The sequence below is a fragment of the Caulobacter sp. genome, assembly GCF_049283275.1.
In the GTDB taxonomy this organism is placed as follows: Bacteria; Pseudomonadota; Alphaproteobacteria; order Caulobacterales; family Caulobacteraceae; genus Caulobacter.
This window is the reverse complement of record NZ_JBAPVS010000048.1, coordinates 1-2,698: the sequence shown is the minus strand read 5'-3', so window position 1 is coordinate 2,698 and position 2,698 is coordinate 1. Positions and strand designations below refer to the sequence as shown.

The 2,698-nt window shown below is 68.1% G+C and carries 2 protein-coding genes and 1 pseudogene; 1 reads left to right on the top strand and 2 read right to left on the bottom strand.

Annotated elements, in window-relative coordinates:
* Positions 1-1,267: serine hydrolase domain-containing protein (locus tag WAL33_RS02580; protein ID WP_422178188.1), on the top strand; the 1,267-nt coding region annotated here is incomplete at its 5' end.
* A 331-nt stretch (positions 1,268-1,598) separates the two neighbouring features.
* On the opposite strand, the pseudogene WAL33_RS02575 reads toward WAL33_RS02580, so the two are convergent.
* Both WAL33_RS02575 and WAL33_RS02570 read right to left on the bottom strand, forming a co-directional pair.
* A pseudogene (locus tag WAL33_RS02575) lies at positions 1,599-1,693 on the bottom strand (hypothetical protein); the annotation flags it as partial.
* A 479-nt stretch (positions 1,694-2,172) separates the two neighbouring features.
* Positions 2,173-2,698: anhydro-N-acetylmuramic acid kinase (locus WAL33_RS02570; RefSeq protein WP_422178186.1), on the bottom strand; the 526-nt coding region annotated here is incomplete at its 5' end.

Genomic DNA, 2,698 nt, shown 5'->3' with positions numbered 1-2,698 from the left:
GCCCGAGACGACGGGGTTCTCGGTCGAGGGGCTCGTGAAGCTGGACGAGACGATGCAGACCCTGGTCGACCAGGGTCAGATCGCCGGCGGCGTCACCCTGCTGGGCCGCCACGGCCAGGTCGTGGCGCTGAAGAGCTTCGGCAAGCGCAGCCTGGAGACCGGCGAGGCCATGCCCGCCGACGCCATCTTCCGCATCCGGTCCGAGACCAAGGCGGTCACCGGCGTGGCGATGCTGATCCTCTACGAAGAGGGCAAGTGGAAGCTGGACGACCCGGTCACCCGGTACCTGCCCGAATTGGCCGATTTGCGCGTCGCCTCGGGCGTCGACGCCGAGGGGCGACCGATCCTGACTCCGATCAGCCGTCCGCCGACCATGCGCGAGCTGATGACCCACACGGCCGGCTTCGCCTACGGCCTGGCCGATGACCCGGGCAGCCTGGCCGACCAGGCCTATTACCGGGCCGGGGTGCTGCAGTCCGACAGCCTGGATCACCTGGTCCGCAAGGTGGCCATGCTGCCGATGTACGCCCAGCCAGGCGTGATGTGGCGCTATAGCGTCGCCGCCGACCTTCAGGGCCTGATTGTCGAGCGCCTGTCGGGCCAGCCGCTGCCGGTGTTCATGGAGGCCCGGATCTTCCGGCCCCTGGGCATGAGCGACACCGCCTTCTGGGCGCCGCCTGAGAAGCTGCCGCGCCTGGCCGCGCTGTATGACGGCGATCCGACCACCGGCAAGCTGATCCCGGCCGTCGAAGGTCCGTGGCGCGACGTCTCCAAACCGCCGGCCGCGCCGTCGGGCGGAGGGGGGCTGCTGTCCACCGCCGGCGACTTCGCCCGCTTCGCCCAGATGATCTTGAACGGCGGCCAGCTGGACGGGGTGCGCGTCCTGCGGCCCGAGACGGTGGCCCTGATGCGGCTGAACCACCTGCCGCCCAGCTTCCAGGTCACCACCAACGGTACGGCCGGCGTGCTGCGGCCGGACCAGAAGCCGTTCCCGTTCAGCGCGGGCATGGGTTACGGCCTGGACGTGGCCGTGGCGGTCGATCCGCAGCTGTCCGGCGCGCCGGTGGGGCCGGGCACGATCAGCTGGGGCGGCAGCGCCGGCACCTGGTTCTGGATCGATCCGGCCAACGACCTGTTCTTCATCGGCATGATCCAGCGTCTGGGCGGGGTGGGCTCGGGCCTGGACGCCACCACCCGCACGGTCGTCTACCAGGCGCTGGAAAAGCCGCAGGTCAAGGAAGCGCGGCTGAACTCTTCTTCACGCTGATTTTGGCGTTAGAAGATTACAAGTCTTTCATTCCATGAATACGACGTCATGAAGCAGACGTAACGCGTATTCCCCGAACATCCTGCCATTCTCCTTTTACGAGATCCTCCCTCCGGGGAGGTGGCGGGAGCGCCGGGCATGCCCTTGTCCGGCCGTTTCATTTCCCTCGGAGCGCTCACGGCGTCGCATCCCCAGCCCCCATGGGGACGCCACGAGGCTCCCGCCGAGCTTTTCAATGATGTCACGAGCGGGGGGCATGCTCGGCGGATAGCGAACGAAGTTCAGCGATTCCAACGCTCTAAATTTTCTCGACCCAACTTATCCTCACCTCTCAAACCGCCCGTATGCTGATCTCACCTCGACGCGAGGAAAGGGCGCATGGCCAGCGACCGATGCGGCGGCGGGGGGCGATCGAGCGGGAAGCTCTGTCGGCGGTGTTGTCCGCGTGTGTAGGGACAAGATCAAACCTCACGTCTCTGGAGCCGGTCGGGCCTGGAACACAAAAACGACGTGGCGTGAGGGCTGACTTGGCGACAGGCGGGCTGTGACAGGCTCGCGGTCCGGGACCTGGGTTCGTTGACCTGGCCCGCCCGTCGGAGGCTTCAAGGCGGCGAGGCCCTAACAGGGCTCAGCGTCGCGGGCTTCCGGATAACGATGGCGCGGAGCGGCAGGCTTCGTCGAAACGGTATTCTTTATTCAAACTCCGGACGTCGTCCGGCGCTCCGCGACCCTTTCCGATCAGCTCACAGCTTCTGGCGTGAGATCACACCCACTTGCCCCCACCTGGCGGCTTCGCCGCCTGTCCGCCCCCATGGGGGGCGGAGCGCTCTTCCCCCTGTGGGGGAAGACGACCGCGAAGCGGTCCGTAGGGGGCAAGTGTTCACCGCACGGAGGATCAGGACTTGCTACGGCCGAACGATCCTTCCCCCGGTCATCGGCGCGCCCACCCCGGTCGTCCCCGGGAAGCTGATCGGCAGGCCCCGCGCCGTCCGGGCGGCCAGGTAGGCGAAGGCCTCGGCCTCGATGGCGTCGCCGCGCCAGCCGACCGCCTCGGCGGTGCGGACCGGCACGGGGGCGCGGTCGGCCAAGGCCTTCATGATCTGCGGATTGTGGCGCCCGCCGCCGCAGACGATCAGGGCGTCCGGGTGCTGGCCCTGTTCGAAGGCCTTGACGACCGCCTCGGCGGTGAAGGCCACCAGGGTGGCGGCGGCGTCCTCGGAGGACAGATGATTGACCAGGTCGAGCGGAAAATCGTAGCGGTCCAGCGACTTGGGCGCGGGTCCCGAGAAGTAGTCGCTGGCCAGGAAGGTCTTCAGCACCGCCTCGTCGACGACCCCGGCCGCGGCCAGCCGGCCGTTCTCGTCGAAGCGCCCAAGGCCCCGGGCCTGCAGCATCAGGTCGATCATGCCGTTGCCGGGGCCGGTGTCGAAG